Source organism: Streptomyces sp. NPDC005799 (genome assembly GCF_040630525.1).
In the GTDB taxonomy this organism is placed as follows: Bacteria; Actinomycetota; Actinomycetes; order Streptomycetales; family Streptomycetaceae; genus Streptomyces; species Streptomyces griseorubiginosus_B.
Window position 1 is genome coordinate 64916 of the sequence record NZ_JBEXXQ010000037.1, and the last position, 25305, is coordinate 90220.

Below are 25305 nucleotides of genomic sequence, written 5' to 3' on the forward strand. Positions count from 1 at the left end.
CCGCGCCCCCGTCCCCACGAGCCCCTCGTCTCCCGCTGCACCACGCCTCCTACCGATCCGCCGCCACCGCCACTTCCTTGGCCCACCGGTAGTCCGCCTTGCCGCTCGGTGAGCGCCGTATCGTCTCGGCGATCACCAGCTGGCGTGGGATCTTGTAGCCGGCGAGATGGGTTCGGCAGTGCGACTGGATGTCCTCCAGGGACGGCCGCGACGCGCCCTCGCGAAGTTGGACCACCGCCGCCACATGGTTGCCCCACTGCGCGTCCGGCACCCCGGCCACCAGCGCGTCGTACACGTCCGGGTGGGACTTCAGCGCCTGTTCGACCTCCTCCGGGTACACCTTCTCGCCCCCGGTGTTGATGCACTGCGAGCCACGGCCCAGGACGGTGACCACGCCTTCCTCGTCCACCGTGGCCATGTCGCCGAGCAGCACCCACCGCTTGCCGTCCTTCTCGAAGAAGGTCTCGGCGGTTTTCCGGGAGTCGTTGTAGTAGCCGAGCGGCACATGACCGCACTGGGCGACCCGGCCCACCTCACCCACGGCCACCGCCTCGTGCGTGGCCGGATCGACGACCTGCGTACGGGCGTTGACGCGGATGCGGAAGCTCTGTCCGGCCCCGGAGTCCGCCGTCGCCGTGCCGTTGAAGCCGGACTCGGTGGAGCCGTAGTTGTTGAGCAGCATGGCGCCCGGCAGCAGCTCCTGGAACTGCCTCCGTACCGTCTCCGACATGACGGCGCCGGACGAGGAGACGTTGAACACCGAGGAGCAGTCGGTGCCCTTCATGGGCCCCTTCAGCGCGTCGATCAGCGGCCGCAGCATCGCATCGCCGACCAGGGACATGCTGGTGACCTTCTCCTTCTCGACGGTCCGCAGCACCTCCTCGGGCACGAACTTACGGTGGATCACGACCCGTTGGCCGAAGTTGAAGCCGATGAAGGAGGTGAGGGTGGAGGTGCCGTGCATCAGCGGGGGAGTGGGGAAGAACGTGATCCCGCTGCCCCCGGCAGCCACCCGCTCGGCCAGCTCCTCCGGCTTCTTCACCGGCTCACCCGTCGGCGCGCCCCCGCCGAGCCCCGAGAAGAACAGGTCCTCCTGACGCCACATCACCCCCTTGGGCATGCCGGTCGTGCCGCCCGTGTAGATGATGAACTGGTCGTCCCCCGACCGTGCGGGGAACCCGCGCTCGGCCGAACTCCCCGCCTCCGCCTCGGAGAAGGACAGTACGGAGGCCATGTCGGGCGCGTCCCCGACCCGGACGAGATGCCGCAGCTTCGGACACTGCGGCACTGCGGCCGCCACCCGGTCGCCGAACTCCGCGTCGAAGACGAGGGCGACGAGGTCGGCGTCCCGGTAGAGGTACACCAACTCCTCTTCGACATAGCGGTAGTTGACGTTCACTGGCACGACCCGCGCCTTGAGGCAGCCCAGCACCGTCTGCAGGTACTCGACCCCGTTGTAGAGGTGCAGGCCCAGATGCTCACCCGGCCGGATTCCCGCGTCGATCAGATGGTGTCCGATCCTGTTCGCCGCCGCGTCCAGCTCGGCGTACGTCAGCCGGCGCTCCGCGCCCGTGCCGGGGTGGTCGATGTACACCAGGGCCTCGCGGTCCGGCACCGCGTCGACGACCGACTCGAACAGGTCCGCAAGGTTGTACTCCACCGCTCCTCCTGACCCCGGCAGCCATGACGGAGAAAGGCGCATCCGTCGGTTCGCCGGTCATCAGAGCAAAGGGCGCGGCAACTGTGAAGGGGTCGCGCGAAGAAATCTGACTGACTGTCAGAAAACCCTTGAAGTGCCTCCCCGGCTACTGCAACCTGTTCTCGTTCCAGGAGAGGGGAGTTGGCCATGGGTGGGACGGAACACCTCACCGTGCGACGCGAAGGCGCCACACTGGTGCTCACGCTCAACAGGCCCGAAGCCAAGAACGCGCTCTCGCTGCCGATGCTGGTCGGGCTGTACGACGGCTGGGTGGAGGCCGACGAGGACGAAGCGGTGCGCTCGATCGTGCTCACCGGCGCCGGGGACTCGTTCTGCGCCGGCATGGACCTCAAGGCCCTCGCGGGCCGCGGCACGGACGGTGAGCACTACCGGGACCGCCTCAAGGCCGACCCGGACCTGCACTGGAAGGCACTGCTGCGCCATCACCGCCCTCGCAAACCGGTGATCGCCGCCGTCGAGGGCTACTGCGTGGCGGGCGGCACCGAGATCCTCCAGGGCACCGACATCCGGGTCGCGGGCGAGTCGGCGACCTTCGGGCTCTACGAGGTCAAACGCGGCCTGTTCCCGATCGGCGGGTCGACCGTCCGGCTGCAACGGCAGATCCCGCGCACCCACGCCCTGGAGATGCTGCTCACCGGCCGCCCCTACACCGCCCGCGAGGCCGCCGGCATCGGGCTGATCGGCCATGTCGTACCGGACGGCACGGCCCTCGCCAGGGCGCTGGAGATCGCCGAACAGGTCAACGCGTGCGGGCCGTTGGCGGTCGAGGCGATCAAGGCCTCCGTCTACGAGACGGCCGAGATGACCGAGACCGACGGCCTGGCCTCCGAACTCAAGCGCGGCTGGCCGATCTTCGACACGGCCGACGCCAAGGAAGGCGCCCGCGCCTTCGCGGAGAAACGTCAGCCCGTCTACAAACGCGCCTGACCCCCACCGAAGGAGACCGGGCATGCCCGAAGTCCTCAAGGCCCCCCTCGCCGTCGAATTTCCCTTCACCCGCTCCCTCGGCCCGGTGCAGAGCGCTTTCCTGACCGGTCTGCGCGAGCGCGTCGTCCTGGGCGTGAAGGCGAAGCACGGCCGCACCCTCGTCCCACCCGTCGAGTACGACCCCGTCACCGCCGAGGAGATCCGCGATCTCGTCGAGGTCGCCCCCACCGGCACCGTCACCACCTGGGCCTGGAACCACGACCCCCGTCGCGGCCAGCCCCTCGGCACGCCCTTCGCCTGGGTCCTGGTCCGCCTGGACGGCGCCGACACCGCTCTCCTGCACGCCCTCGACGCCCCCGGCCCCGACGCCGTGCGCACGGGAATGCGCGTCCGCGTCCGCTGGGCCGAGGAGCGCTCCGGTGCCATCACCGACATCGCCTGCTTCGAGCCGTACGACGGCGAGCCGGCCGGGCCGACCGGCCACAGCGGCGAGTTCGCGGACGCGATCAGCGGCATCGTCGCCTTCGCCCGCCTCGACTACACCTACTCCCCGGGACGCGCGCAGTCCGACTACATCCACGCCCTCTCCGAGCGGCGCACGGTCGGCGAGCGCTGCCCCTCCTGCCGCAAGGTGTACGTGCCGCCGAGGGGCGCCTGTCCCACCTGCGGCGTCGCCACGGCCGAACACGTCGAAGTGGGCCCCCGCGGCACGGTCACCACCTTCTGCATCGTCAACATCAAGGCGAAGAACCTCGACATCGAAGTGCCCTACGTCTACGCCCACATCGCCCTCGACGGCGCCGACCTCGCCCTGCACGGCCGGATCGGCGGCATCCCCTACGACCAGGTGCGCATGGGACTGCGCGTCGAGGCGGTGTGGACGGAGGGCGCCCGCTACCCCGACCACTACCGGCCCACCGGCGAGCCCGACGCGGAGTACGACACCTACAAGGAGCTGCTGTGACCCGGGACATCGCGGTCGTCGCCTTCGCCCAGACCGACCACCGGCGCACCACCGACGAGCTCTCCGAGGTGGAGATGCTCATGCCCGTGCTGCACGAGGCGCTGGACCGGACCGGCCTGAAGACCGCCGACATCGGCTTCACCTGCTCCGGCTCCAGCGACTACCTCGCCGGCCGCGCCTTCTCCTTCACCCTCGCCCTCGACGGGGTCGGCGCCTGGCCGCCGATCTCCGAGTCGCACGTCGAGATGGACGGCGCCTGGGCACTGTACGAGGCGTGGACCAAACTGCTGACGGGCGACGCGGACACCGCGCTCGTCTACGCGTACGGCAAGTCCTCGCCCGGCTCCGTCCGTGACGTCCTGACCCGGCAGCTGGACCCGTACTACGTGGCGCCCCTGTGGCCGGACTCGGTCGCCCTGGCCGCCCTGCAGGCGCAGGCCCTCATCGACGCGGGTGAGACCGACGAGCCGGCCCTCGCGGCCGTCGCCGCCCGCAGCCGAGCGGACGCCACCGCCAACTCCCATGCTCAGCTGAGGGGTTCGGTGCCGCAGGGCGAGTATCTGGTACGGCCCCTGCGCACCGGCGACTGCCCGCCGATCGGCGACGGCGCCGCCGCCGTCGTCCTCGCGGCGGGGGAGCGAGCCCGGGAACTGTGCGAGCGCCCCGCGTGGATCCGCGGCATCGACCACCGCATCGAGGCGCACAGCCTGGGCGTGCGCGACCTGACCGACTCGCCGTCCGCGCGGCTGGCCGCCGAGAGGGCGGGCGCCTTCGAGCGGCCCGTCGACACCGCCGAGTTGCACGCGCCGTTCACCTCGCAGGAGGTCGTGCTGCGCAAGGCGCTGCGGCTCGACGACAGCGTGCGCGTCAACCCGTCCGGGGGTGCCCTCGCGGCCAACCCGATGATGGCCGCCGGACTGATCCGCATCGGTGAGGCCGCGGCCGGCATCCACCGGGGCGAGTCCGACCGGGCGTTGGCCCACGCCACCTCCGGCCCCTGTCTGCAACAGAACCTGGTCGCCGTACTCGAAGGGGATCCGCGATGAGCAAGGAGCCCGTGGCCGTCGTAGGGATCGGCCAGACCAAGCACGTGGCGGCGCGCCGGGACGTGTCGATCGCGGGCCTCGTCCGCGAGGCCGCCGGGCGGGCGCTCGAGGACGCCGAGCTGACCTGGGCCGACGTCGACGCCGTAGTCATCGGCAAGGCGCCCGACTTCTTCGAGGGCGTCATGATGCCCGAGCTGTACCTCGCCGACGCCCTCGGCGCGGTCGGCAAGCCGATGCTGCGGGTGCACACCGCGGGCAGCGTCGGCGGATCGACGGCCCTCGTCGCCGCCAACCTGGTCGCGGCCCGCGTCCACGGCACGGTGCTGACGCTGGCCTTCGAGAAGCAGTCCGAGTCGAACGCCATGTGGGGCCTGTCTCTGCCGATCCCCTTCCAGCAGCCGTTGCTGGCCGGGGCGGGCGGCTTCTTCGCCCCCCATGTGCGCGCGTACATGCGGCGCAGCGGCGCCCCCGACACCGTCGGCTCCCTGGTGGCGTACAAGGACCGGCGCAACGCGCTGAAGAACCCCTACGCCCATCTGCACGAGCACGACATCACTCTGGAGAAGGTCCAGGCCTCACCCATGCTGTGGGACCCGATCCGGTACTCGGAGACCTGTCCGTCCTCCGACGGCGCCTGCGCGATGGTGCTGACCGACCGGGCGGGGGCCGCGCGGGCGCCCCGGCCGCCCGCCTGGATGCTGGGCGGCGCCATGCGCAGCGAACCGACCCTCTTCGCCGGCAAGGACTTCGTCTCGCCCCAGGCCGGCAAGGACTGCGCCGCCGACGTCTACCGGCAGGCGGGCATCGCCGACCCGCGCCGGGACATCGACGCCGTCGAGATGTACGTGCCGTTCTCCTGGTACGAGCCGATGTGGCTGGAGAACCTCGGCTTCGCCGACGAGGGCGAGGGGTGGAAGCTCACCGAGTCCGGGGTCACCGAGCTGGACGGTGATCTGCCGGTCAACATGTCGGGCGGGGTCCTGTCGACCAATCCGATCGGGGCGTCGGGCATGATCCGCTTCGCCGAGGCGGCGCTCCAGGCGCGCGGGCAGGCCGGAGAACACCAGGTGGACGGGGCCCGGCGGGTACTCGGGCACGCCTACGGCGGCGGATCGCAGTTCTTCTCGATGTGGCTGGTGGGCTCCGAACCCCCCGAGTCCTGACAGGTTCCCGAAAGGTCCTCCTCACGTGGCCTGTCGGCGGTCGGACCCGATCGCTAGGCTGACCGCGGACGACGAAATCGGGAGGAGCACGGACGTGGCCGAGAGCACCATCCAGCAGCACCCGTTCGCGGGCTGGGACAAGCCGGAGCTGGACCTCAGCAACGCCGACTGGCACTCGAGCAGCCGTGGCCTGGGGGATGTCCAGATCGCCTTTGTCGAGGGATTCATCGCGATGCGCAACAGCGGCCGCCCGGAGAGCCCTTCCCTGATCTTCACTCCGGCGGAGTGGGGTGCGTTCGTGTCGGGTGCCAGGGAGGGCGAGTTCGACCTCACCTGAACCGCGGACACCCGAACCGCGCCAAACCCGAACCGCGGACACCGGCCCGTGTGAACCGTCGGAGGTGCGTTTCGCCGGTTTTTCCGGACACGCGACCGTGAGCACGTCCCCGGGACCGCCGCCTGCGCGAGGCTGGCCCCGGGGGACGGTCGTACTCCGGAGGTGAGGAACCCATGAGCACCCTGCCGGTCATCGCGGCGGTCGACGGTTCGGACGACAGCCTGCGCGGCCTGGACTGGGCCCTCGACACCTCCCGCAGACGCGGGGCGCCGCTGCGGGTGGTCCATGTGCGGCAGTACGCCGTCTGGGCACAGCCCGACGTCCTGGTCGCGGGGCCACCGGACCCGGAGGCTGATGCGGTGCTGGACCAGGTCCACGCGTATGTCGCGGGGATGCCGGACCGGCCGGACATCGAGTACGTGGGTCTGGAGGGCGCTCCCACCGCTCTGCTGCCCGAACTGGGGTCCAACGCACAGCTGTTGGTGCTCGGTTCACGGGGGCGCGGCGGCTTCGCCAGTCTGCTGCTCGGCTCCGCCGGCATGGCGGCCGCACGGGACGCCGAGTGCCCCGTGGTGGTGATCCCGCGGCCCGGCCGCGAGGTGCACGGCGAAGCGCCCGCCGAGCCCGGCCCCCGTGTCGTCGTCGGGCTGCAGGTCGACAGTCCCGACGAGGCCACCCTGGACTTCGCCTTCACCGAGGCCGCGCTGCGCGGCGCCCGCCTGCAGGTGATCGCCGCCTATGCCTGGCCGGTGCAGTCCTGGGCGGCCCCCTCGGAGCTCATGCCGCTGATGGTCGACCAGGAGGCCGTCGAGCGCGACACGTGGACCCTCGCCGAAGGCTTCCTCGCCCCCCATCGCAAGAACCACCCCGACGTCCGCGCCGAGGCGTACGCCATGCCAGGCGACGCGGCGGGTGTGCTGGTCGCCGCCTCCCGCGACGCCGACCTGGTGGTGGTCGGCCGCCACCGCCGGCGTCTGCTGGCCCCGGCCCGCATGCTGGGCTCGGTCACCCACGCGGTCCTGCTGCACGCGGTCAGCCCGGTCGCGGTGGTGCCGCCGGCGCCGGCGGAGGAGTGACACCCTCCCCGGTGGTCACACCTCGACGAGCTTCTCGAAGAAGAACTCGTGCTTGAGGAACGACGTCTCGTGCTCCGCCCCCGGGTACGGCGGGACGAGCTGGGCCGCCTGGAACAGCCGCCAGCCGTCCTCCAGGGCTGCCACGCCCGTCTTGTAGGGGGGCTCGTCGCTGTCGCCCGTCGTGGGCCGGGTGCCGCCCGTGCCGTCGTAGCGGGCCCAGCCGACGACGTCGGAGTCGAGGGCGGAGGTGCCCAGGTACAGGACGAGGACCTGCTGTCGGGTGGTCACACCGTGCTCCTTCGCGAGGCGGGCCGGTTGGAGATCCGGGTGGCCCAGTGGTCGATGTCGAAGCCGGGGTCGCGGGTCAGCGAGCGCCACAGCCGGACCCGGTTGTGGATCTCCAGGCGGCCGGTGGCGGTCTCGTACCAGGGGAAGACCCGCCGCAGCTCCTCGCCGACGGCCGGGTCGTCCAGGTCGGCCGTGTCCCACAGCCGCACCTGCGGCACGGTCGGGTTGAAGCGGATCTTGTACATGTGGCGGACGGTGTCGCTGTCGTTGCGCCGGCCGCCGTGCCAGATGCCGTGGTGCAGCAGGGCGACCGTGCCGGCCGGGCAGGTCAGCCGGGTCTGGCCGAGGAGATTCTGGTAGCGGCCGGTGTCGCTCTCGTTGGTACGGCGCAGATGGCTGCCCGGGACGATGAGCGTGCCGCCCATGTCCGCGGTGACCTCCTGCGGGTAGTACATGAGCTGCACGTCGAACGCGTCGGTGCGCAGGTCGATCAGGGCGTCCGCGTGCAGCGGCTGGGCGCTGCCCTGGTGCGGCTCACGGGTGTGTACGAAGTGGTGGTCGACGGTCGGGTCCGGCCCCACAAGGCTCTCCAACGCGCCCGCGACGGCGGGCAGTTCGACGAGCCGGCGGGCGAAGGAACCCTCGGGGAACGCCTTCGGCACCTCGCAGCCGTAGGGCACCGGGTCGAGCCCGGTGTCGAAGACGCCGAGGGCCTCCTCGTTCATCTGCGGGGGCACGACCGCGTCGAGACGCAGGAATCCGTGGGCCACGAACCGCGCCACCTGGACGGAGTTCAGCAGCTGACGTGTGGTTGACATACGGCAACCGTAGAAAGCCCAGGGCGGCCCGTCGTGGGCTGTATTCGGCGAGCGCTGGTAAATTTCCACCATGCCTCAGTACGTGGACCTGGCCCTCGACCTGCCGCCGCAGGTCGTCAACGCGGGCGTCGGCGTCCACGGATCGGCCGGCCCGCACGAGGTCTTCCGCCTCCCGCGCCTGTGGCAGCTGCACCTGTACGGCTACTCGGGCGTCCTGGAGTTCGGCGGCACCCGGCATCCCATCCGCCCGGGCCACATCAGCCTCGTACCGCCCGACACGGAGGTCCACTTCCACTACGACACGCCCCGATGCGAACACCTGTACGCCCACTTTCGTCTCCCCGGCGAGGGCGAACGGCGCCGGGTGCCGGCCATGCAGGACGCGGGCGCCGAGGCGGCCGTGCTCAGCGGGCTGCTGCGGCGGACGGTCGCCGCCGGCACCCAGTCCCCGGCGCGGGCCTCGGCGGAACTGTGGACGGTGCTGTGGCGTACCACGGCCCTGGCCGACGCGGCCGAGCACCGTCCCGGCGTCCGACACCCCGCGCTGCGCACCGCCATGGCGTACATCGAGGAGCAGCTGGCCGGCCCCCTGACCATCCCGGACATCGCCCGGGCCGCCGGCGTCTCGCACACCCATCTGACCCGGCTGTTCCGCGACGGCACCGGGCACACGGTCGTCGCCTACATCCGGCGCCGCCGCATGGAGCGCGCCCGGCACCTGCTCATCGCCTCGACCCTCGCGATCCCGGCGATCGCGGCCACGGTCGGCATCCCCGACCTGCAGGCCTTCAACAAGACCTGCCACAGGGAACTGGGCGCCTCACCCCGCACGGTACGGGCCACCGCCGGGAGCTGAGGCCGGTCCGCCCGCGCCGAGCGGGGAAGAGAGCGGCGGAGAGGACCATCCGCTTCTCGCGGATCCTGATTGCGCGGTGCGCGGTGTCGGCCGCTCGTCTCTCGCGCCTTTTCCGGTCCTTTCCGCCACCCCCATACAACTCCGCGCCCACCGCGACCGGCAGGGCCAAAGGGCCCGACCTTCGGTCCCCTCGCCTCTCCGGTCCCCTCGCCTCTCCGGGGCCGGTGGGCCCCCTGGGCGCCCCGAACGGCTCCTTCTGCCCAGGATGCCCATGGGGTTCAGTCTGGTACTGAGGGCCCTCACGGTCTTCGGCGCCGGGGGCCGAAGGAGTTGATTGCCATGACAACGCTCGCCGGAGTACCCGACCGTCCGGTCCGGGTGGACGCCGTGCTCGACGCGCCATTGTCCCGGTGGCTGTGGCTGGTGAAGTGGATCCTGATCATCCCGCACTACGTGGTGCTGTTCTTCCTGTGGATCGCCTTCACCGTCGTCAGCGTGATCGCGTTCTTCAGCATCCTGTTCACCGAGCGCTACCCACGCGCCCTGTTCGACTTCAACCTGGGGGTGCTGCGCTGGTCCTGGCGGGTCGGGTACTACTCGTACGGCGCTCTGGGCACCGACCGCTATCCGCCGTTCAGCCTGGGCGAGGAGCCCGGCTATCCGGCGCGGCTGGAGATCGCCTATCCCGAGCGGCTGTCCCGGGGACTGGTGCTGGTGAAGTGGTGGCTGCTGGCCATACCCCACTACATCATCATCGGGTTCTTCCTCGGCGGCTGGCGCGTCGGCTGGTGGGAGGGCGGGCTCGTCGCCGTACTGGCCCTGATCGCCGCGGTGATCCTGGCCTTCACGGAGAAATACCCCAAGGATCTGTTCGACTTCATCCTCGGCCTCAACCGCTGGATCCTGCGGGTCGCCGCCTACGTCGCCCTCATGACGGACGCCTATCCCCCGTTCCGCCTCGACCTGGGCGGCACGGAGCCGGGCGGTATGGAGATCCGGGACGTGACATGAAGGTGTTTCAGGTGGCCGTTTCTAGTCGTGCGGCACCACCGCGACCGGTGCCGTGGCGTGGTGCAGTACGGCGTGGATGACGGGGCTGAGGTGGAAGGCCCGTGGGGTGTGCCGGACACGGTGACCGACGACCACCAGTGAGGCGTCGGCCGCCGCGTCCACGAGATGGGCCCCCGCACTGCCGACCGCGGTCTGCTCGACGACCTCCACGCCGGGGAACCGCTCCCGCCAGGGCGCCAGGACCTTCTCGACGGCGTCGGTCTCCCGGTCGGCGAGTTCCTCGCCGAGCGCCGGATCCAGCGGAAGGCCGTAGCCGAGGTAGGGCGGCAGGCTCCAGCCGTGGACGACCCGCAGCCGAGCGGCGCGACGGTCCGCGGCCTCGAACGCGTACGCGATGACCGTGTCGTCGGGCCGCTCGGGGTCGAGGCCCAGGACGACGTCCCGGTAGGGCGCGCGCGGCGAAGGGCGGCCGTCCGCATCCAGCCGGTGCTCGTCCTCGGGACCCGTGCCGGAACGGACGAGGACGACGGGACGGTCGGCCTGCGCCGCGAGCGCGAGCCCGACCGAACCGACCAGGAAGCCGACCACACCGCCGAGACCCCGGGAGCCGACGACCAGCGGGTCGGCCTCGGCGGAGGCCGCCAGCAGAGCCGTGACGGGCGGCTGCCGCACCTGCTCCGAGATGATCTCCAACTGGGGGTGAGCGGCGCGCAGTTCCTCGGCCGCATCGCTCAGCACGCGCCCGCCCCAGTGCCGGTGCGCGGCGTCGTCGGGCACCGGCTCGGCGTACGGCTGCCAGTCCCAGGCGTGCACCAGGCGCAGGGGCAGGTCCCGCCGCTCCGCCTCACGGGCGGCCCACCGTGCCGCGGCCAGGCTTTCGGGGGAGCCGTCCACTCCGACGGTCACGGAACGGGGCATGGCGAGGACCTCCTCGGGAGAGCGGCAGCGGCCGGAAGCGGCCTGATGTCACCGTGCCACCGGGGACGGACGCGGCAGCAGGGCCGAGTGGCCCGTGCCGGTGGTGACGTGCGGCCCGGATGATCGCAGGTCGGCACCCTTCAGGCATCGGTGTGCAGGGCCAGGCGTGGGCAGGCCGCGACGGCCCGCCGGGCGTGGCCCCGCAGGTGCGCGGGAACGATGCGGTCCCTGACGATCGGATAGCCCCACTCGTCGAGGCCGATGAGTTCGGGGAGCAGTTCGGCGCACAGTCCCTCGCCGGTGCAGGCGATGCGGTCCACGCGCAGGGTCCGGTCGTGGTTCATCGCCAGGTCTCCGGTGGTGTGGCGGGCGGTACGGGCAGGCGGGGGCGCCGGTGCGCGGCGGGGCAGGCCCCGGCGTCGAGGTGCCGGTCGACGTCGTCGGCGAAGGTGTCCAGGGCCGAGGCGGAGAGACGAGCGGCACCGTCGGGGTGACGGCAGGCGCCGCGGTCCGGCAGGAGGGCCGTTCGACGGCGCAGCCGGTCGAGGAGGACGGGGTCGGCTCGGCCGACGGCCAAGGCGGTGAAGTCCGCGGCGACGGCGGGCAGTCCGAAGTGGCAGGGGCCGCACTGGCGGGCGCCGTTGGCGGCCAGGTAGCCCAGGATCCGGGCGGTTTCGACCAGCCCGCAGGCGGAGTGGGGCAGAGCCACCAGCACGCCCGCACCCGGCGCGGCACCCAGCGGAGCCAGTCCGCGCCGGGAGAGGGGCGTGTTCAGATGGGCCGCCCCCAGCCAGGCCCCGGCGAAACCGCCCACGAGAACCGCCCGCAGCGGCTCGGTGGGCCCTCCGGCGAGGTCGAGGACCGTGGTGAGCGGCTTGCCGAGCGGGACCTCCATGACGCCGGGGACCGAGACGGCTCCCGAGACGGTCAGAAGTGCCGTGCCGGGTTCCTCGGCGGTCCCGGCCTGCCGGAACCAGGCCGGCCCGTAGCGTGCGACGAGGGCGACATGAGCGAGGGTCTCGGCGTTGTGCAAAAGGGTGGGGCGCCGGTCGACCCCGCGTTCCTCGATGCGCGGCGGCCCGCCTCGGGGCCGGGCGGGCCCTCCGTCGAGCCAGCGCACCAACGACGTCGACTCGCTGGAGACGTACGTGTGCGGAAGGCCGTGCAGACGCAGTCGTACGGCGTCGACGCGCGCACGGCGACGCTCCGCCAGGGCCGTACTCAGCTGCTGGTACTGCGCGCTGCGGGTACGGGGCAGGCACACATGGACGGTGTCGGCGCCGACGGCAAGCGCGGCCAGCACCGCGCCGTCGAGGACGAGGTGGGGAGCCACCGCGAGCAGGAACTCGTCCTTGCGGCTGGCCGGTTCGCTCTCCATCGCGTTGACGACGACCACGGCGCGACGGCGACCGCCGGCCACGGTCCGCAGCTTGCGGGTCGTGGGGAAGCCGGCTCCGCCGCGCCCCGTGAGCCCGGCCGTCTCCAGGGCGTCCAGCAGCGGCATCACCGCGCGCGTGCCGATGGTCCTGGTGACGGGCGAGGGTCCGTAGTGCCGGAGATGATCGGACAGGGATGCCGGCCGCCCGGTCGCGTACCAGCCCGCCAGCAGCCGCGGCGCGTCGGGCGCGGGCGGCAGACGGAAGCCCGTCATGGTCGCGGAGGTCACCGGCCACCTCCGAGAAGCATCGCCGTGGCGGCGGCGCGCTGGGACCAGCCGGGCTGCAGCGGGCCGGCGGCGAGGAACGCGCCGAGCACCAGCGGAACGGCGGTCGCGGTCAGGGCGGCCACCAGCCGTCCGACGACCCGGCCGGGACCCGCCTTGGCCAGCCGCCACCACACCGAAGCGACCACCGCGGCCAGACACCCGGCGTACAACCACAGCTGAAGCGACAGACGGGTGTCGGTGCCCGTTCCCGCGCCGTGGAAGAGAGCGAAGGGCCAGGCCGCGTACGCCAGCCAGTGCACGGCCTTCCAGCGGCGCACCCCCAGGCGACGGCGCACGGCACTGGTGACGAGCACGGCCAGCAGCAGATCGAGCGCGACCGCGCCGAGCCCGAGCCAGAGCGGGCGGTAGGAGGCGGTGAACGGCAGCACGGTGACGGCCCAGCCGAGGTGGACGAACGGATCGAGCACCGCGGTGACCACGTGCACGACGAGGAAGACCAGGGTGAGCAGGGACAGATTGCGGTGCAGCAGACCGATCTCGAACCGGCCGACACGCCGGGGCGCCGCACGTCCGCCGGAGGCGATGCCGAGCACGACGGTCGCCGTGAGCAGGACCAGCGCCAGGGTGCCGCCCGCACGGCTCGCGTACCACAACGGGCTGCCGGCCAGGGCCAGGGCCGTCATCGCGCACCTCCTTCGAGGGGCCAGCCGCCGAGTCGTACGACCGTGCCGTCGAGGCGCACCAGACGCGTGGGGAGGCCGGTGCCGCGCAGCCAGTCGAGGGCACGTTCCCCCAGCACGATCGCCGCGGTGGCGGCGGTGTTGGCGTCAACGCAGTCGGCGGCCGCGACGGTGGCGGTGCGCCAGACGGGGGCGGCCGGTTCGCCGGTGGCCGGGTCCACGATGTGGTGCAGGGTGCGTCCGGCGCGCCGCCAGGTGCGCACGCGGATGCCGGAGGTCGCCAGCGCGCCGCTGTTCATCGTGACGGCGGGTCCGTCGACGGAGGGCCGGGCGTGATCGTCGGCCAGGGCGATCCGCCAGCCGCCCTCGGGCGCGGGGCCGGCCGTCGCGAGGTCGCCGCCCAGGTTGACCAGGACTCCGCAGCCGGCGGCCGCGGCGGCGCGCCGGGCGGCGCGGTCGGAGGTCAGGGCCTTGGCGGTGGCACCGAGGTCCAGGCGCGTGTGCGGGGGCAGGAGCAGTCGGCGCGTGCGCGGGTTCCAGGCGATGCTCCGCCAGCCGGTGGCGGGTCGGGCGACGGGCAGTGGGCGAGCGTCGACGGGGCGCAGGGAGACGAACGTACGGTCGTAACCGAGGGCGATCACGGCGTCCCCCACGGTCGGGTCCACCGCACCGTCGGTGAGACGGGCGGCGCGCAGAGCGGCGCCCAGGGCCTCGGCGAAGCGTTCGCCGACCGTCGTGGGGGTGCCCGTGGACAGGTTGACGCGGGTGAGTTCGGAGTCGGGCCGGAAGCGGCTGCACGCGAGGTCGACAGCGGCCAGTTCCTCGCGCAGGACCGCTTCGGCCGCGGACAGGGCGCGCGGGTCGGTCACGAGCAGGGCGGCCGTGGTGCCGAGGGCCGGGAAGGAGACCTCGGCGGGAGAGGGTGCGGGGGCGCTCGTGGTCATGACGCCCCCGTGGTGGTCTGCGGCTGCTGGTGGGCGGCGGCCGGCGGCTGGGCGGGAGGCTGCGGGGCGGGGGCGGAGGCGCCGTCGTCGCCGCCTTCGTCGTCCGCCTCTCCCTGATGCGTGCTCGTGCTCGTGGTGGCGGACGGGGTCTGCGGTTGCGGCGCGGGCGAGGTCGTGGGCGCGGATGCGGCGGAATGGCCCGGCAGCAGATGGGTGTAGACGCCGCCGAGGGCCGCCGTCGCGGCCACCGCGCCGACGGCGATCCAACGGGTCAGCCGATTGGTCCGGCGCAGACCGTGATCACGTGCTCGTGGCGATCCGGCCGGAGTTTCGCTGTGCCGGAAGTCGTCGGGCGGGGAGACCATGGCGGCGGCTCCTGGGGCCTCGGCGGCCCTGAGCGGCCGCGTTCACCTCCAGGCTCCGGCCCCGGCCCCCGGGAACTCGCTCACGTCTTCTTCAGAACCGGTAAAGACCTCGGCCCCGGCCGCCCATGGCCCCGCTCGGACCACAGCGGCAATTCCAGTACGACGGTCAGCCCGCCGCCCGGGGTGTCCTCCAGCGCCGCCGTTCCGCCGTTGGCGGTGACGAGCCGGTGGACGATGGCCAGCCCCAGCCCGGTACCCCGGGCCTCCGGGTTGCCGAACCGGCGGAACGCGACGGCCTTCACCTCGGCCGGCATTCCCGGTCCGTCGTCCCGCACCCGGACCCGGACCGAGCCGCCGACCGCGGCGTGGTCGAGCGTCACACTCCCGCCCTCGGGCACGGCCTCCACCGCGTTCGCGATCAGATTGTCCAGGATCTGCTCCAGGTGACCGACGCCCAGCGCGGCGGTGAGTGTGGGCCCGGAGACACAGGTCAGACGCACGCCGCGGTCCTCGGCCACCGGCGACCAGGCGGCGACCCGCTCGGCCAGCGTCTCCTCGACCCGTACGGCGCTCGGACGAGGCGTGGCCTGCTCGGCGCGCGCCACCGCCAGCAGCCCGTCGACCAGTCGCGACAGCCGGGCGATCTCCTCCTGCGCTCCGGCCAGTTCCTCGGCGGTGTCGCCTCGGGCTCCGGCGGCGAGGACGTCGAGCCGCAGCCGCAGGGCGGCCAGTGGGGTCCGCAGCTGATGGGAGACGTCCGCGATCACGGCCCGATGACCGTGCACCAGCGCCTCCGTGCGGGCCGCCATGGTGTTGAAGGTGGCGGCCAGTCGTCGCACCTCCGGCGGACCGCTGCCGACCTCGGCCCGTTCGTCGAGGGCGCCCTCGCCCAGCCGTCGCGCACTGTCGTCCAGCGTCGACAGGGGACGACCGACCCAGCGCGCCAGGTGGACGGACAGCAGCACGGAAGCGCCCAGGCCGGCGGCGCCGATCGCCGCCGACCAGCCCCACACGGCCGTGATCTTGGAGTCGAGCGGCGCCGCGGACCGGGCCAGGACGACCGCGCCGACCGGCCGGCGCACCTCGCCGACCGGTTCGGCCGTCAGCAGCCGTCCCTCGTCCTCCGGCGGCCCCGGCTCGTGCCCGCCCAGCACGCGGGCGACCAGCTCCGAGGCCTCCGCGCCCCGGCCCGCCGTACACGGGGTGGCGGCCACCAGGTGCGCGGCGGAGTCGTACACGGCGGCGCAGTCGCCCGCCCGGGCCGCGGCGTCCAGCTCCCGGCGCATGGCGGTCGCCGGTTTGTGGTCGGAGAGATGCTCCTCGGCCGCCGCGGCGATCACCCGTGTGGACGCCCGCTGGTCGTCCCGGAAGGCGACCCGTTCGCGTGCCGTCAGCAGCACCCCCAGGGGGACGACCGCGAGGACCAGCAGCACGGAGGTCAGGATCAGCAGCGTCCAGGCGATACGGCGGGTCATGGCGGTTCCTCGGGAGCGCCGAGCCGGAATCCGTGTCCGTAGACCGTTTCGACCAGGCCCGGCACGCCGAGCTTCCTGCGCAGCGCGGCGATGTGCACGTCCAGCACCTTGGTCGGGCCGTACCAGTGCGCGTCCCAGGCCCGCTCGAGGATCTGCTGCCGGCTCACCACCCGTCCAGGGTCGGCGGCCAGGCACTCCAGGATGCCGAACTCCTTCGGCGTCAGAGGGATCGCGCGGCCGTCCACCGAGACCTGCCGGGTGCGCAGGTCCAGCGCGAGCGGCCCGTGGCGTACGACCTCGGGGCCGGCCGGACGCCTGCGGCGCAGCACGGCCCGTATCCGGGCCAGCAGCTCGGCCAGCCCGAACGGTTTGACCAGGTAGTCGTCGGCCCCCTCGTCCAGGGCCACCACTCGGTCCGCCTCCTCCCCGCGCGCTGTCACCGCGATGATCGCGGCGTCGGACCGGGCACGCAGCATCCGGCAGACCTCCACACCGTCGATGTCGGGCAGCCCCAGGTCCAGCAGTACGACGTCGGGGGTGGGCGACGACAGGGCGGCGCGGCCGGTGCCGACGCCGTCGACGGTGTAGCCGGCCTGCCGCAGTCCGCGCACCAGGGACTCCGCGATGCCGCGGTCGTCCTCGACGACCAGCACCCGCGTCTCGCTGTCCGCACCATTGCTGTCGGCGTTCATGCCGGCAACCGCCTCCATCGGGACCGCTCGGTCGCCTCTCCTCCAGCGTGGGGTGGACTCGATCGTCACGGCAGGGGCCGTTCGTCCCTCTCGGCGCGCAGACGCCGGTACGGCGGGGGACGGGGGAGCCCCTGAGGGTGCCGTGGCCGGCGCCTGCGTCTACTTCGATGATCACGCGGAGGGCTGCGCGCCTGTAGGGACGGGGGACCCGAGATGGAGGCCCTTGAGGCCCTTGCGCCGCGGGTTCCCCCTGTGCCGTGGCCCTACGTGGGGCGCCCGGGGCGTGGCACGTCCTCGTCGTCGGCGAGGGCGTGCATGCGCGCCCGACAGATGGCGGCGTCGATCCGGCCCGCCAGCAGTTGGGCGGTGTCGTACAACATGCCCACCAGGATGAGCAGTTGGAGCATCCCGGCGACGACGCCCCAGGCACGGCCCTGCCGTGGCCGAAGTACCGAGTTCGCCGGAAACCCGACGTGGATCGGCGTCGGTCCGTGCGTCGTGTGTCAAAGGCGTGCTCAGACCGGATAGGCGTGTGTCTGTGTCGCCTTCACCGTTGCCCACACCGACGCGCCCTGGTGCAGGTCGAGTTCCGCGGCGGCGACCGTGGTGAGGTCGGCGGCCAGCGGGAGTTCGCCGGTGAGGTCGGCGCGGATCTGGTCGCCGTGCGTCTCCAGTCCGGCGACCTCGCAGCGCCAGAGGTTACGGGCGCTGGAGCCGGTGGGGCGGTCCCGGTAGAGGGTGACGGCGCTCGGCGGGAAGGCCACGAACACCGGGCCGGTGAGGTCCTCGGTGGTGGTGATGGCGGGGCCGGTGTCGAGGCGGACGGTGTGGCCGTCGGCCTGCCCGCGGTAGAGGTTCAGGCCGACGAGCTGCGCGACGTACTCCGTGCGTGGGTGCCGGGCGATGCCGGACGGGGTGCCCTCCTGGACGACCTTGCCGTGCTCGACGACGACCAGACGGTCGGCCAGGACCATCGCGTCCAGCGGATCGTGCGTGACGAGCACGGCGACGGCCTCGAACTCGGCGAGATGACGGCGGAGTTGGGCCCGTACGTCGAGACGGGTGCGGGCGTCCAGGGCGGCGAGGGGCTCGTCCAGGAGCAGCAGGCGCGGACGCGTGGCCAGGGCCCGGGCGAGGGCCACGCGCTGGGCCTGGCCGCCGGAGAGTCGGCGCGGCTTCACGGCCGCGTGGTCCGCCAGACCCATGCGGTCGAGCCACTCGGCGGCCCGCGCCCGCGCCTCCGTCTTGCCGGCACCCTGGCAGCGCGGGCCGAAGGCCACGTTGTCCAGGGCCGTGAGGTGGGGGAAGAGCAGATAGTCCTGGAAGACCACGCCGACCGGGCGGGACTCCGGCGGCGTGCGGTCCAGCTCCTCGCCGTCCAGCCGCAGATGCCCGCCCGTCAACGGCGTCAGACCGGCCAGGGCGCGCAGCGCGGTGGTCTTGCCCGCCCCGTTCGGACCGAGCAACGCGACCACCTCGCCGGGCGCGACGCTCAGGCTCACGTCCAGGCGGAAGGCGCCCCGCGCGACGATCAGGCGGGCGTCCAGCCCGTCCAGGGCGGTGTCGGCGCGCACGTCGTGGGTCCCGGTCATCCGGCGCTCATCCAACGGTCGCGCAGCCCGGCGAGCACCGCGATGGACACCGCGAGCAGCACCAGACTGAGGGCGATGGCCGCCTCGGGGTCGTTCTGCAGGGCGAGGTAGACGGCCAGCGGCATGGTCTGGGTACGGCCCGGGAAGTTCCCGGCGAAGGTGATGGTCGCGCCGAACTCGCCGAGCGCGCGGGCCCAGGCGAGGACCGCGCCGGCCCCGATGCCCGGCGCGATCAGGGGCAGCGTGACCCGGCGGAACGCGGTGAAGCGGGAGGCGCCCAGGGTGGTCGCGGCCTCCTCGTAGCGCGGGTCGGCGGCCCGGAGCGTGCCCTCGACGCTGATGACGAGGAACGGCATCGCGACGAACGCCTCGGCCACCACCACGCCCGCCGTGGTGAACGGCAGAGTGACGCCGAACCAGGAGTCCAGCAACCGCCCCACCACCCCGTTGCGGCCCAGCGCCATCAGCAGCGCCACACCGCCGACCACCGGCGGCAGCACCAGCGGCAGGGTGACCAGGGCCCGGACCAGTCCACGGCCGGGGAAGTCCACGCGGGCCAGCAGCCAGGCCAGCGGGACGCCGAGCACCAGACTCACCGCGGTCGCGGCGGTGGCGCACAGCAGGGACAGCTTGAGCGCCTGCCACACGGCGGGACTGCTCAACTGGCCCGGCAGGTCGTGCCATTCGGTCCGCACGAGCAGAGCGACCAGCGGTACGAGCAGAAACGCCAGGCCGATCAGCGCGGGCACCAGCAGCGGCAGCGGCACCCCGCGGCCCCACCGCCGCGCGCGCCGCCGCCGCGCCCCGGACACCAGGGTGTCGGGCGCGGCGTCGGAGGCGTCCACCTTGGTCACGGCTTGAGGAACCCGGCCTCGGTCAGGACCTTCTGGCCCTCGGCGGACTGTACGAGCGCGATGAAGGCCTTGGCCGCCACGGAGTTGGGGGCGTTCTTGACCACGGTGATGGGGTAGTCGTTGGTGGCGTTCGCCGACTCGGGGAACTCCACGCCCTGCACCTTGCTCCCGGCCGCCTTCACGTCCGTCTTGTAGACGACGGCCGCGTCGGCCTCCTTCAGCACCACCTTGTTGAGCGCGGACTTGACGTCCTGCTCGTAGGAGACCGGGGTGAGCTTGAGCTTGCCGGCCGTCAGCGCCTTCTGGGCGGCGGCGCCGCACGGCACCGTCTTCTCGCACAGCACCACCTTCAGCGAGGACTTGGTGAGGTCCTTCAGGGAGGAGATCTTGTCGGGGTTGCCCGGCAGGGTGGCGATCTCCAGCTGGTTGCGGACGAAGGTGGCGGGGGTGCCGACCCCGTCCCCCTTGTCCGTCACGATCTCCATCGTCTTCGGGCTCGCCGCGGCGAACACGTCGGCGGGCGCGCCGCCCGTGATCTGCGCGGCGAGGGTGTCACTGCCGCCGAAGCTGAAATTGACCTTGGTGCCCGGGTGCTCCTTCTCGAACTCCTTGCCCAGGGCCGTGAAGCTCTCCTGGAGCGAGGCGGCCGCGAAGACGGTCACCGTGCCGGACATCTTCGTCGAGGCGGAGCCGGAGGCGGACGCCGAGGAGTCCGACTTCCCCGAGGAGGAGTCCGAGTCGGACGACGAGCAGGCAGTCAGGGCCAGCAGCGCGGCGGCGCCCACGCCGGCCACCTGCAGGGTCCGGCGGTTCCGGCGCGCGGTACGGGTCATCACGGGTCCACTCCCTCTGGTCCTCACGGACACAACATCACGTCTGGTCCGGGCGGACCAGTCACGGACTCTCGACGACCACGTTGGTCGACTTGATCACGGCCACCGCCGGAACACCCGGCTCCAGCGTCAGCTCCTCGGCCGACTCCCGGCTGACCGTCGCCACCACCCGGTACGGCCCGGCCTGGATCTCCACCTGCGCCGACACGTCCCCGAGGATCACGTCGGTGACGATCCCGGAGAAGCGGTTGCGGGCCGAGGAGCCGGTGGTCGCCCGCCCTGTGCCGTGCAACCGCCGGGCGTAGGCCGCGAGAGCGGGCCCGGGGATGATCCGGTGGCCCATCTCGTCCCGGTCGGCGGTGAGTCTGCCACCGTCGACCAGACGCCTCACGGTGTCGGTGCTGACGCCGAGCAACGCGGCGGCGTCTCCGATCCGGTAGGTGTGCATACACAGAGGATAGTGCCGCAGATGCGAGGGAAAAGTCTCCTGTCACATCGCATGAGCCGGAATTGTGATCTATCAGGTTGGCATGTGCGTTTGTACGGGGAGTGCGGCCGGGTACGGTCATCCAGGAGGTGGTAGCCCGTGAGCCAGTCCCTCACGGCCGCCGCACCGGTGGCGGAACTCGCCCTCACCGGCGATCTGACCCGTCCGGCCCGGCTGACGGTGCCCGACCTGCCGGCCTGGCCGCAGCACGCGGCCGAGGTGAGCTTCGAGTGCGCCGCCGGCGGCGTCCAGCACCGCCGCTTCACCGGGCCGCTGCTGCACGACGTACTGACAGCGGCCGGACCCGTCTTCGACCCCGCCCGCGGCAAGGACCGCCTGCGCTTCCTGATCGCCGTGTCCGGTATGGACGGCCACTACGCCCTGCTGTCCTGGGCGGAGATCGACCCGGACTTCGGCCGCGCGCCCGTCCTGCTCGCGGTGACCATCGACCGCACCCCGCTCGACCGCACGGGGTCCCAACTCGTCCTGCCCCAGGACCGCTGCGGCGCCCGGCACATCAGCGGCATCGATGCGATCCGTGTGGACGGCGGCTACCGCGCGTGGACGTGACCCCTGTGGCCCGCCCTCGATGAGGATCGGCCCGGGGGATACGCGGCGCACCCGAGGCCCCCGGAATCGCGTTGCCGGACACGATCGCGGTGATTACGGTCGGCCGCATGGCGGATGACGAGATCACGCGCGCGACGAGGCTGCTGGACGCCCAGGCGAAGGCCGAGCGGCTCTTCGCGGAGATCGGGGCGCGGGGGCTCGTGGCGCCCGGTGCGGGGGAGCGGGAGGTCAGTGACCGGATCCGGGATCTGGCGAACGACCTGTTCGGCACGACGCGGCACTGGCACAAACGGATCGTGCGTTCCGGGCCGAACACCCTGATGCCGTACCGGGAGAATCCGCCGGACCGGACGATCGGCGCGGACGACATCGTGTTCGCCGACTTCGGCCCGATCTTCGAGGAGTACGAGGCCGACTTCGGCCGGACCTTCGTCCTCGGCGACGACCCGGTCAAACACCGGCTGCGCGACGACCTGGCGGAGATCTTCGACGCCGGCAAGCGGGTCTTCGCGGCCGACCCGGACATCACCGGCGCTGGGCTGTACGCCGAGGTCGAGCGGCTCGCGAAGGACGCCGGCTGGGAGCTGGGCGGCTGGCACGCCGGGCACCTGGTCGGGGAGTTCCCCCACGAGACGATCGAGGGCGCGCACACCGAGTCGTACATCACCCCCGCCAACGACACCCCACTGCGGCGCACCGACAAGGCCGGGCGCCGCTGTCACTGGATCCTGGAGATCCATCTGGTCGACCGGGAGCGGGAGTTCGGCGGGTTCTACGAGGAGCTGCTCACCCTCTGACCCCGCCGCGCGGCCGGTGCGGCGGGCAGGACGTGGTCGCCGACGTTGTCCGTGCTCAGGCAGAGCCCGCCGGTGGGGCCTGAGGATCGGTGACGTCTGCCAGTCGTGGCTCGGTGCTCATGCCGGGCCTCTGGGGGTTGAGGGGATGCCGTGGGGCGCGCAAAGGAGACCAGGCAGAGGGCGTTACCCCTAAATACTTCCTGCATGAAGGAAGTTTCCGGGTCCGGCAGTAACGGTCAGACCAGGGCGCGGCGCCCCCGTGAGGCGTACTCTGAGCAGCCTGTAGGCCACGGTGCGCGCTCGCTCCCCGCGCGGGCGCACCACCGGGGCGGGGGGTACACATGGTGCAGCGCATCGTACGGAGCAAGCGCACCCTCTTCGAGCGCGAGAGCGAACTCGCCGCCGTCGACGAGGCGTTGGACGAACTGGCCGGACTGCGCACGGACGGCGCCGAAGCGGCCGACCGTCCCCGGGGCGCCCTGCTGGCCGTCGCCGGACGCGCCGGCATCGGCAAGACCACCCTCCTCGCCGAGATCCGCCGACGCGCCACCGCGCGGGGCTGCACCGTGCTCTCCGCGCGCGGCGGCGACCAGGAGCAGCGGGTCGCCTTCCACGTGGCACGCCAGCTGCTGCAGCCCCAGTTCGCCGGCTCCGGCGAGAGCGATCTGCGGGCCTCACTGGGCAGTTGGTACGACATCGTCGGCCCCGCCCTCGGCCTGTGCGCGCCGACCGCCGCCGCCCCGCCCGACCCGCAGGGCCTGCGCGACGGCATGGACTGGATGCTGACCCATCTCGCCGTGCTGCGCGCCCCGATGGTGCTGGTGCTGGACGACGCCCACTGGGCCGATCCCGAATCCCTGCGCTGGCTCGCCGCGTTCGCCCCGCGCGCCGAACAGTTGCCGCTGCTGGTCGTCGTCGCCTACCGGCCCGACGAACTCCCCGACCACGCCGAGCCGTTACGGGGACTGCCCGGCCGCGCGGGCGGACGCCCCCTGGACCTGGAACCGCTCAGCGCCGCCGCGGTCGCCCGTCTGGTGCGCGAGACCTTCGGGCCGCACGCCGACGACGCTTTCTGCCGCGAGTGCTGGGCCGTCACCGCCGGAAGCCCCTTCGAGACGGTCGAGTTGATCGCCAAGGTGCGCGACCGCGGCCTCACCCCGACCGAGAACAGCGCCCATCTGCTGCGCGATCTCGCCGCCGCCGTCAAGGGCAGCGGCCTCGTCGCCCGCCTCGAACGTCTGGGCGCCTCCACCGTCCGCTTCGCCTGGGCCTGCGCCGTCCTCGGCACCGAGATCCATCCGGTGCTCGCCGCCGCCGTCGCCGGTCTCGGCCACGAGGAGGCCGCCGACGCCGCCGACGCCCTGCGTGGCGCCCGCATCCTCACCGGCGGCGAGACTCTCGAGTTCGTCCACCCGCTGATCGCCACCGCCGTCTACCGGGCCATCCCGCCCGGCGTCCGCGTCGCCCTGCACGGTCAGGCCGCCTGGTGCGTGATCGACGCGGGACTCGGCCCCGCCGCGGCCGCCCGCCACCTCCTGGAGACCCACCCCGAGGGCGACCCCTGGGTCGTGCAGCAGCTGCGCGCCGCCGCCGAGCAGACCCTGCGCGCCGGCGCCCCCGACGCCGCCCGCAGCTACCTCGCCCGCGCCCTGCGCGAACCCCCCACCGCCGAGGCCCGCGCCGCCGTCCTGTACGAACTGGGCTCCGCCTCGCTGCTCACCGAGCCCGCCACCACCGTCAACCATCTGCGCGCCGCCCTCGAGGAACCCATCGCCGACGCCGACCTGCGCCACCGCATCGTCTACCGGCTCTCACAGGTCCTCGCCCACAGCGACCGCCTCGCCGAGGCCTCCGACACCCTGGCCCGCGAGATCCGGGTGACCGACGACGCCCGGGTCAAGCTGCGCATGGTGTCGGAGGAGCTCATGTGGGACGCCTTCCGCGCCGACGAACCCGACCACCCCTCGCGCTCCCGCCGCCTCACCAAGCTCGCCGACCGCCTCAAGGGCCGCGATCTCACCGAGCGTTACATCATCGGCCTGCGCGCCTGGGACGCCACCCTGCGCGGCGAGCCCGCCCACATCGCCCTGCACCACGCCGAACGGGCCCTCGACGGCGGCCTCGGCTGGACCGAGCCCGACCGCGGCTTCGAGGTGCCCGTCCTGGTCGCCCTGGCCTTCACATACGCCGACCGGCCCGGCCGCACCGAGGAGCTCTTCGCGGCCGGCATCGCCGACTACGAACGCCAGGGCTGGCGCGGCGCCCACCTCTCCTTCGCCTACACCCTGCTCGCCTACGTCCGCTACCGGCGCGGCCGGCTCGCCGAGGCGGAGGACTTCGTCCGCGCCGGCCTCCGCCTCGCCGAGCGCGTCGGCCCCGGCACCCCCGCCCACTGGTACGCCGTCGGCATCCTCATCGAGGTCCTGCTCGCCCGCGGTCGGCTCACCGAGGCCACCCACGTCGGCGAGGACTACTCCTTCTGCGCGCCCTTCCCCGCCGCCGTCGTCTTCCCCGACGCCCAGACCGTCCACGGCGAGCTCCTGCTCGCCCGCGGCCTGACCAAGGCGGCGGCGGAGGAACTGGCCGCCGCGGGCCGCCGCCTGGAACCGCGCGGCATGCGCAACCCGGCCTGGTGCCCCTGGCAGCTCCACCTCGCCCGCGCCGAGGCCCATGAGACGCCCGAGCGGGCCGTCGCCACCGCCCTCGAAGCGCTCGCCCGCGCCCGGCAGTACGGCACCCCGTCCGCCGTGGGGCAGGCCCTGCGCACCGTGGCGGAGGTGTCCTCGGGATCGGCCCGCGTCAAGTATCTGGAGGAGTCCGTCACCCATCTGGAGCGCTCCCCGGCCGCCTACGAACTCGCCTGCGCCCTGGTCGCCCTCGGCACCGAACTCCGCCGCACCGGCCGCCCCCGCGAAGCCGCCGAACACCTCTACCGGGGCCTCGACGCGGCGGTCCAGTGCGGCGCCGACGGACTGGTCGAGTCGGCCCGCGAGGAACTCACCGCGGCCGGACTGCGCCCCCGCCGCCTGCACAGCACGGAGACGGACACCCTGACGACCCGCGAACGCACCGCCGCGAACCTGGCGGCCGAGGGACTCAGCGAGGCGGAGATCGCGCGGGAGATGCAGATCGACGAGCCGATGGCGGTCCGCCTGCTCTCGGCGGTCTGCCGGAAGATGGGCACGGAGATCACCGGACTGCCGGCCGCGCTGAGGACGACCTGAGA

Annotated in this window: 27 protein-coding genes; 11 read left to right on the forward strand and 16 right to left on the reverse strand. The window is 72.8% G+C overall.

Going from position 1 to position 25305, the window contains the following annotated elements:
• Positions 1–49: 49 nt before the first annotated feature.
• Entirely contained in the window at positions 50–1660 is a 1611-nt protein-coding gene (locus tag ABZ453_RS31935) for an acyl-CoA synthetase (protein ID WP_359020341.1), read from the reverse strand.
• A gap of 186 nt (positions 1661–1846) precedes the next feature.
• On the opposite strand from ABZ453_RS31935, the gene ABZ453_RS31940 reads away from it, so the two are divergent.
• From ABZ453_RS31940 to ABZ453_RS31965, 6 genes are all read left to right on the forward strand, one after another.
• Positions 1847–2647, forward strand: coding sequence for a crotonase/enoyl-CoA hydratase family protein (locus tag ABZ453_RS31940; RefSeq protein ID WP_359020343.1), 801 nt, complete (start codon positions 1847–1849; stop codon positions 2645–2647).
• A 22-nt stretch (positions 2648–2669) separates the two neighbouring features.
• Positions 2670–3611, forward strand: coding sequence for an OB-fold domain-containing protein (locus ABZ453_RS31945; protein ID WP_359020345.1), 942 nt, complete (start codon positions 2670–2672; stop codon positions 3609–3611).
• Positions 3608–4657, forward strand: a complete 1050-nt coding sequence (locus ABZ453_RS31950; RefSeq protein ID WP_359020347.1) for a thiolase domain-containing protein — start codon at positions 3608–3610, stop codon at positions 4655–4657. Before ABZ453_RS31945 ends, ABZ453_RS31950 begins: the two co-directional genes overlap by 4 nt.
• A complete protein-coding gene (locus ABZ453_RS31955) occupies positions 4654–5820 on the forward strand; it encodes a thiolase domain-containing protein (RefSeq protein ID WP_208781670.1) in 1167 nt (388 codons plus the stop codon). Before ABZ453_RS31950 ends, ABZ453_RS31955 begins: the two co-directional genes overlap by 4 nt.
• Before the next feature lie 94 nt (positions 5821–5914).
• Positions 5915–6157 carry a DUF397 domain-containing protein gene (locus tag ABZ453_RS31960; RefSeq protein ID WP_133048453.1) on the forward strand — a complete coding sequence of 81 codons (243 nt, stop codon included), beginning with the start codon at positions 5915–5917 and terminating at the stop codon, positions 6155–6157.
• Positions 6158–6330: 173 nt separating this feature from the next.
• Entirely contained in the window at positions 6331–7233 is a 903-nt protein-coding gene (locus ABZ453_RS31965) for a universal stress protein (RefSeq protein ID WP_359020350.1), read from the forward strand.
• 15 nt (positions 7234–7248) lie between these two features.
• Here the strand turns inward: ABZ453_RS31965 and ABZ453_RS31970 are convergent, their stop codons facing one another.
• Together ABZ453_RS31970 and ABZ453_RS31975 are read right to left on the reverse strand one after the other, a co-directional pair.
• Positions 7249–7521, reverse strand: coding sequence for a hypothetical protein (locus ABZ453_RS31970; RefSeq protein ID WP_359020352.1), 273 nt, complete (start codon positions 7519–7521; stop codon positions 7249–7251).
• Positions 7518–8339, reverse strand: coding sequence for a phytanoyl-CoA dioxygenase family protein (locus ABZ453_RS31975; RefSeq protein WP_359020354.1), 822 nt, complete (start codon positions 8337–8339; stop codon positions 7518–7520). The genes ABZ453_RS31970 and ABZ453_RS31975 overlap by 4 nt, the downstream gene beginning before the upstream one ends.
• A gap of 70 nt (positions 8340–8409) precedes the next feature.
• On the opposite strand from ABZ453_RS31975, the gene ABZ453_RS31980 reads away from it, so the two are divergent.
• Together ABZ453_RS31980 and ABZ453_RS31985 are read left to right on the forward strand one after the other, a co-directional pair.
• On the forward strand, positions 8410–9195 hold the full coding sequence (locus ABZ453_RS31980) for an AraC family transcriptional regulator (protein ID WP_359020355.1): 786 nt from the start codon (positions 8410–8412) through the stop codon (positions 9193–9195).
• A 339-nt stretch (positions 9196–9534) separates the two neighbouring features.
• The gene (locus ABZ453_RS31985) at positions 9535–10206 is read left to right on the forward strand and encodes a DUF4389 domain-containing protein (protein ID WP_359020357.1); all 672 of its coding nucleotides are present in this window, start codon (positions 9535–9537) and stop codon (positions 10204–10206) included.
• Positions 10207–10227: 21 nt separating this feature from the next.
• Here ABZ453_RS31985 and ABZ453_RS31990 read toward each other — a convergent pair whose 3' ends face one another.
• From ABZ453_RS31990 to ABZ453_RS32050, 13 genes are all read right to left on the reverse strand, one after another.
• A complete protein-coding gene (locus ABZ453_RS31990; protein ID WP_359020359.1) occupies positions 10228–11124 on the reverse strand; it encodes a universal stress protein in 897 nt (298 codons plus the stop codon).
• Positions 11125–11264: 140 nt separating this feature from the next.
• Positions 11265–11468 (reverse strand): ferredoxin, encoded by a 204-nt coding sequence (locus ABZ453_RS31995; RefSeq protein WP_359020361.1) that lies wholly within the window; start codon positions 11466–11468, stop codon positions 11265–11267.
• The gene (locus ABZ453_RS32000) at positions 11465–12790 is read right to left on the reverse strand and encodes an NADH-ubiquinone oxidoreductase-F iron-sulfur binding region domain-containing protein (RefSeq protein ID WP_359020364.1); all 1326 of its coding nucleotides are present in this window, start codon (positions 12788–12790) and stop codon (positions 11465–11467) included. The genes ABZ453_RS31995 and ABZ453_RS32000 overlap by 4 nt, the downstream gene beginning before the upstream one ends.
• The gene (locus tag ABZ453_RS32005) at positions 12787–13473 is read right to left on the reverse strand and encodes a ferric reductase-like transmembrane domain-containing protein (protein WP_359020366.1); all 687 of its coding nucleotides are present in this window, start codon (positions 13471–13473) and stop codon (positions 12787–12789) included. The genes ABZ453_RS32000 and ABZ453_RS32005 overlap by 4 nt, the downstream gene beginning before the upstream one ends.
• Positions 13470–14414, reverse strand: a complete 945-nt coding sequence (locus ABZ453_RS32010; protein WP_359020368.1) for an FAD:protein FMN transferase — start codon at positions 14412–14414, stop codon at positions 13470–13472. Before ABZ453_RS32010 ends, ABZ453_RS32005 begins: the two co-directional genes overlap by 4 nt.
• On the reverse strand, positions 14411–14779 hold the full coding sequence (locus ABZ453_RS32015) for a hypothetical protein (RefSeq protein WP_359020370.1): 369 nt from the start codon (positions 14777–14779) through the stop codon (positions 14411–14413). Before ABZ453_RS32015 ends, ABZ453_RS32010 begins: the two co-directional genes overlap by 4 nt.
• A gap of 80 nt (positions 14780–14859) precedes the next feature.
• Positions 14860–16254: a HAMP domain-containing sensor histidine kinase gene (locus tag ABZ453_RS32020; protein WP_359020372.1), complete on the reverse strand. Its 1395-nt coding sequence runs from the start codon at positions 16252–16254 to the stop codon at positions 14860–14862.
• Positions 16251–16946 (reverse strand): response regulator transcription factor, encoded by a 696-nt coding sequence (locus ABZ453_RS32025; protein WP_359020374.1) that lies wholly within the window; start codon positions 16944–16946, stop codon positions 16251–16253. Before ABZ453_RS32025 ends, ABZ453_RS32020 begins: the two co-directional genes overlap by 4 nt.
• Positions 16947–17209: 263 nt before the next feature.
• Positions 17210–17353 (reverse strand): hypothetical protein, encoded by a 144-nt coding sequence (locus tag ABZ453_RS32030; RefSeq protein WP_359020376.1) that lies wholly within the window; start codon positions 17351–17353, stop codon positions 17210–17212.
• Between the two features lie 108 nt (positions 17354–17461).
• Positions 17462–18538, reverse strand: a complete 1077-nt coding sequence (locus ABZ453_RS32035) for an ABC transporter ATP-binding protein (RefSeq protein WP_359020378.1) — start codon at positions 18536–18538, stop codon at positions 17462–17464.
• Entirely contained in the window at positions 18535–19392 is an 858-nt protein-coding gene (modB, locus tag ABZ453_RS32040; protein ID WP_359020380.1) for a molybdate ABC transporter permease subunit, read from the reverse strand. The genes ABZ453_RS32035 and modB overlap by 4 nt, the downstream gene beginning before the upstream one ends.
• Positions 19389–20225, reverse strand: coding sequence for a molybdate ABC transporter substrate-binding protein (gene modA, locus ABZ453_RS32045; RefSeq protein ID WP_359020383.1), 837 nt, complete (start codon positions 20223–20225; stop codon positions 19389–19391). Before modA ends, modB begins: the two co-directional genes overlap by 4 nt.
• A gap of 61 nt (positions 20226–20286) precedes the next feature.
• The gene (locus ABZ453_RS32050; RefSeq protein ID WP_359020384.1) at positions 20287–20673 is read right to left on the reverse strand and encodes a helix-turn-helix transcriptional regulator; all 387 of its coding nucleotides are present in this window, start codon (positions 20671–20673) and stop codon (positions 20287–20289) included.
• Between the two features lie 138 nt (positions 20674–20811).
• Between ABZ453_RS32050 and ABZ453_RS32055 the strand changes: the two genes are divergently transcribed.
• From ABZ453_RS32055 to ABZ453_RS32065, 3 genes are all read left to right on the forward strand, one after another.
• Positions 20812–21282 (forward strand): hypothetical protein, encoded by a 471-nt coding sequence (locus ABZ453_RS32055; protein ID WP_359020386.1) that lies wholly within the window; start codon positions 20812–20814, stop codon positions 21280–21282.
• A 107-nt stretch (positions 21283–21389) separates the two neighbouring features.
• Positions 21390–22079 carry a M24 family metallopeptidase gene (locus tag ABZ453_RS32060; protein ID WP_359020388.1) on the forward strand — a complete coding sequence of 230 codons (690 nt, stop codon included), beginning with the start codon at positions 21390–21392 and terminating at the stop codon, positions 22077–22079.
• A gap of 341 nt (positions 22080–22420) precedes the next feature.
• The gene (locus ABZ453_RS32065; protein ID WP_359020390.1) at positions 22421–25303 is read left to right on the forward strand and encodes an AAA family ATPase; all 2883 of its coding nucleotides are present in this window, start codon (positions 22421–22423) and stop codon (positions 25301–25303) included.
• The last annotated feature ends 2 nt before the right edge of the window (positions 25304–25305 follow it).

What these genes read in the sequence shown, in the direction of transcription:
- ABZ453_RS31940 (WP_359020343.1), top strand. Translation starts at nt 1,847, where the DNA reads ATGGGTGGGACGGAACACCTCACCGTGCGACGCGAAGGCGCCACACTG.
- ABZ453_RS31945 (WP_359020345.1), top strand. Translation starts at nt 2,670, where the DNA reads ATGCCCGAAGTCCTCAAGGCCCCCCTCGCCGTCGAATTTCCCTTCACC.
- ABZ453_RS31955 (WP_208781670.1), top strand. Translation starts at nt 4,654, where the DNA reads ATGAGCAAGGAGCCCGTGGCCGTCGTAGGGATCGGCCAGACCAAGCAC.
- ABZ453_RS31965 (WP_359020350.1), top strand. Translation starts at nt 6,331, where the DNA reads ATGAGCACCCTGCCGGTCATCGCGGCGGTCGACGGTTCGGACGACAGC.
- ABZ453_RS31975 (WP_359020354.1), bottom strand. Translation starts at nt 8,339, where the DNA reads ATGTCAACCACACGTCAGCTGCTGAACTCCGTCCAGGTGGCGCGGTTC.
- ABZ453_RS31980 (WP_359020355.1), top strand. Translation starts at nt 8,410, where the DNA reads ATGCCTCAGTACGTGGACCTGGCCCTCGACCTGCCGCCGCAGGTCGTC.
- ABZ453_RS31985 (WP_359020357.1), top strand. Translation starts at nt 9,535, where the DNA reads ATGACAACGCTCGCCGGAGTACCCGACCGTCCGGTCCGGGTGGACGCC.
- ABZ453_RS31990 (WP_359020359.1), bottom strand. Translation starts at nt 11,124, where the DNA reads ATGCCCCGTTCCGTGACCGTCGGAGTGGACGGCTCCCCCGAAAGCCTG.
- ABZ453_RS31995 (WP_359020361.1), bottom strand. Translation starts at nt 11,468, where the DNA reads ATGAACCACGACCGGACCCTGCGCGTGGACCGCATCGCCTGCACCGGC.
- ABZ453_RS32005 (WP_359020366.1), bottom strand. Translation starts at nt 13,473, where the DNA reads ATGACGGCCCTGGCCCTGGCCGGCAGCCCGTTGTGGTACGCGAGCCGT.
- ABZ453_RS32010 (WP_359020368.1), bottom strand. Translation starts at nt 14,414, where the DNA reads ATGACCACGAGCGCCCCCGCACCCTCTCCCGCCGAGGTCTCCTTCCCG.
- ABZ453_RS32015 (WP_359020370.1), bottom strand. Translation starts at nt 14,779, where the DNA reads ATGGTCTCCCCGCCCGACGACTTCCGGCACAGCGAAACTCCGGCCGGA.
- ABZ453_RS32020 (WP_359020372.1), bottom strand. Translation starts at nt 16,254, where the DNA reads ATGACCCGCCGTATCGCCTGGACGCTGCTGATCCTGACCTCCGTGCTG.
- ABZ453_RS32025 (WP_359020374.1), bottom strand. Translation starts at nt 16,946, where the DNA reads ATGAACGCCGACAGCAATGGTGCGGACAGCGAGACGCGGGTGCTGGTC.
- ABZ453_RS32030 (WP_359020376.1), bottom strand. Translation starts at nt 17,353, where the DNA reads ATGCTCCAACTGCTCATCCTGGTGGGCATGTTGTACGACACCGCCCAA.
- ABZ453_RS32035 (WP_359020378.1), bottom strand. Translation starts at nt 18,538, where the DNA reads ATGACCGGGACCCACGACGTGCGCGCCGACACCGCCCTGGACGGGCTG.
- modA (WP_359020383.1), bottom strand. Translation starts at nt 20,225, where the DNA reads ATGACCCGTACCGCGCGCCGGAACCGCCGGACCCTGCAGGTGGCCGGC.
- ABZ453_RS32050 (WP_359020384.1), bottom strand. Translation starts at nt 20,673, where the DNA reads ATGCACACCTACCGGATCGGAGACGCCGCCGCGTTGCTCGGCGTCAGC.
- ABZ453_RS32060 (WP_359020388.1), top strand. Translation starts at nt 21,390, where the DNA reads ATGGCGGATGACGAGATCACGCGCGCGACGAGGCTGCTGGACGCCCAG.
- ABZ453_RS32065 (WP_359020390.1), top strand. Translation starts at nt 22,421, where the DNA reads ATGGTGCAGCGCATCGTACGGAGCAAGCGCACCCTCTTCGAGCGCGAG.